2 protein-coding genes are annotated in these 3105 nt (G+C 71.0%); both read right to left on the bottom strand.

The window, feature by feature from the left end; all coding sequences use genetic code 11:
- Positions 1 to 186 precede the first annotated feature (186 nt).
- Entirely contained in the window at positions 187 to 2142 is a 1956-nt protein-coding gene (gene shc, locus P409_RS30415; RefSeq protein WP_034847260.1) for a squalene--hopene cyclase, read from the bottom strand.
- Positions 2139 to 3105: glycosyltransferase (locus P409_RS30410; RefSeq protein WP_052121591.1), on the bottom strand; the 967-nt coding region annotated here is incomplete at its 5' end. The genes P409_RS30410 and shc, both read right to left, overlap by 4 nt.

Here is a 3105-nt window from a genome sequence, read left to right as displayed (position 1 = left end):
CCTCCCGCAAGGGGAGGGGGAGGACATGGGGAGGCGACGGTTTGCAGAGACCGCCTGGAATCGCGTTGGCGTGAGTCGGCTGGTGGTGGTTTCGAGAACCGGAGCGCAGCGGACATGGGTCCGTGAGCACCGGAAGCGGAGAAACCGCCATCAGACGGCCGCGCCGGCGCGAGTCCGGGCGGTCTCTCACATCCCGACCTCGACCCGGCCGCTGTTGCTGTCGCGCAGGCGGCGATAGCGGGACAGGGCCCAGGTCGGGAAAAAGGCCGGGTAGCCGTGGTAGCGCAGGTAGAACACGCGCGGGAAGCCGACCGCGGTGAAGCTCGGCTCGTCCCACAGCCCGTCCGCGCGCTGATGCGCCGACAGCCAGGCGACGCCGCGCTCCACCGCCGGGTGCTTGGCCTCGCCCACCGCCATCAGCGCCAGCACCGCCCAGGCGGTCTGCGACGCGGTCGAGGTGGCCGGCGTCATCTCCGGCTTGCCTTCGTAATAGCTGTCGCCGCTCTCGCCCCAGCCGCCATCCTCGCGCTGCTGCGAGACCATCCAGGCGACGGCACGGCGGATCATCGGGTCCTGCGGGTCGATGCCGATGGCGTTGAGGGCGCACAGCACCGACCAGGTGCCGTAGATGTAGTTGGTGCCCCAGCGCCCGAACCAGGAGCCGTCGGCCTCCTGCTCCTGGCGCAGGAACTCGACGCCGCGCGCCACCACCGGGTCGTCCAGCCGCCGGCCGAGCTGGCCGAGCATGCTGAGGCAGCGCGCCGTGACGTCGGAGGTCGGCGGGTCCAGCAGCGCGCCGTGATCGGCGAAGGGGATGTGGTTCAGGTAGTGGTAGGTGTTGTCGACCTCGAAGGCCGCCCAGCCGCCATTCCTGCTCTGCAGGCCGACGATCCATTCGACGCCGCGATCGATCGCCTCGCGGTAGCGCTCCGGGTCGGCCCGGTGCATGGCCATGACCACGACGGCGGTGTCGTCCAGGTCCGGGTAATGCGCGTTGTTGTACTGGAAGGCCCAGCCGCCCGGCCGCACGTTCGGCCGGCGTTCGGCCCAGTCGCCCTTGACGTCCAGCACCTGGCGCGGCACCAGCCAGTCCAGCCCCCGCTTGGCCCGCGCCACCGCCTCTGGGTCGTCGGATTCCAGCAGGGCATGCGCCGTCAGCGCCGTATCCCAGACCGGCGACAGGCAGGGCTGGGCGTAGGTGACGCCCCCGACCGTGTCGACCAGCTTCTCCACCGAGGCCCAGGCGATCCGCAGGTCCGGATGGTCATCCGGATAGCCCAGGCATTTGAACATCATCACGGAATTGGCCATGGCCGGGTAGATCGCGCCCAGCCCGTCCTCGCCGTTCAGCCGCTCGGTCACGAACTCGACCGCCTTGCGGATCGACGTCTCGCGCCGCGGGAAGAACGGTTCTATCGGCCGCAGCACCCCGTCCAGCCGGCGGAAGAACCGGCCCCAGAAGGTGCCGTCGACATGGACGTGCCAGTTCTTCACCTGCTCCGGCGGCTCGACCATCAGCTCCTGGATCGACAGCGCGCCCGGATTCACCGGCCGGGGCTTCTTGGCCATGATCACCAGCAGCGGCACGATCACCGTGCGGCTCCAGTATGACACCTTGTTCAGCTGGAACGGGAACCAGGAGGGCAGCACCATGATCTGCGCCGGCATCACCGGCACGGCGCGCCACGGCACCTGCTCGAACAGCGCCAGCAGGATGCGGGTAAAGACGTTGGACCGGGCGGCGCCGCCGGCCTTGAGGATGGCGGCGCGGGCGCGGACCATGTGCGGCGCGTCCGGGTCGTCGCCCGCCGCCTTCAGCGCGAAATAGGCCTTCACGCTGGCGCTGATGTTGAACGGCCCGTCATGCCACAGCGGCCAGCCGTCATGCCGGTCCGACTGGATGCTGCGGATGTAGTCGGCCAGCTTCGCCTCCTTCTCCCGGTCGACCACGCCGAGGAAGTGCCTCAGCAGGATGTATTCCGCCGGGATGGTGGCGTCGGCCTCGAGGATGAAGGCCCAGTGGCCGTCCTCGCGCTGCAGGTCCAAGAGCCCACCGACGCCGCGGCCGATCGCGTCGTCGAGGCTGGCGCGGGTGGGGCCGGTGAGGTCGTCGCTCTGGAAGGAAGGGCTGGAGATGGTCATGGGGACGGGTCTGACGGCTGACGGGACAGGTCGGGCGCGGCGCCAGGCTGGTCGTAGACGCGGCCCTTCCAGGCCCCGCCGACGCCCGCCCAATGGCGCCGCGCCGAATCGATGGTGGCGCCGAGATACACCACCGCGGCGAGCGGCAGGAAGGGCGCCCACAGCGCCGAGCGCCGGTAGAAGCGCAGCATCGGCACATAGGTGGCGCTCATGATCGCCCAGGCGGCCAGGGCGACATAGCGCGCCGCCCCCTCCCCCAGGATGGTCAGGGCGGGCGGCGCGATGTAGGTGACGATCAGCCCGGCGACGGTGCCGAGCAGCAGCCAGGGCGAGTAGCGCAGCTGGGTGTAGGCGGTGCGCGCCACCATGCGCCAGATCTCGCCGACATCGCCATAGACGCGCAGGCTCTCGGCCTCGTCGGTGAGGTCGAGACGGATGCGGCCGTTGCGCTTCAGCGCCGCCGCCAGGGTGCAGTCGTCGATCAGCGCGTCGCGGATGGCGGCGATGCCGCCGATCCGGGCCAGGGCCTCGCGCCGCACCAGCATGCAGCCGCCGGCCGCGCCGGCCGTGGCCTTGTCCGCCCGGTTCACCCAGGCGAAGGGGTACAGCATCTTGAAGAAGAAGACGAAGGGCGGCACCAGCCAGCGCTCGGCGAAGTCGAGGCAGCGCAGCCGCACCATCAGCGACACCAGGTCCAGCCGGTCGGCCTCGCCCCGTGCCACCAGCTGCGCCAGGTTGTTCGGCCGGTGGACGATGTCGCCATCGGTCAGCAGGATCCAGCGCGCCTCCGGCTCCAGCCGCTCCGCCGCCGCGACGCCCTGCGACACCGCCCACATCTTGCCGACCCAGCCGGGCGGCAGCGGCGTGCCGGAGATCACGGTCAGGCAGTCGGCGCCCCCCGCCGCCTCCGCCGCGGCGCGGGCTAGGTCGGCGGTGCCGTCGGCCGACTGGTCGTCGACCACC

It is taken from the genome of Inquilinus limosus MP06 (assembly GCF_000767795.1).
In the GTDB taxonomy this organism is placed as follows: Bacteria; Pseudomonadota; Alphaproteobacteria; order DSM-16000; family Inquilinaceae; genus Inquilinus; species Inquilinus limosus_E.
The sequence above is the reverse complement of the archived record's forward strand: the minus strand, read 5'-3'. Positions and strand labels throughout refer to the sequence as shown.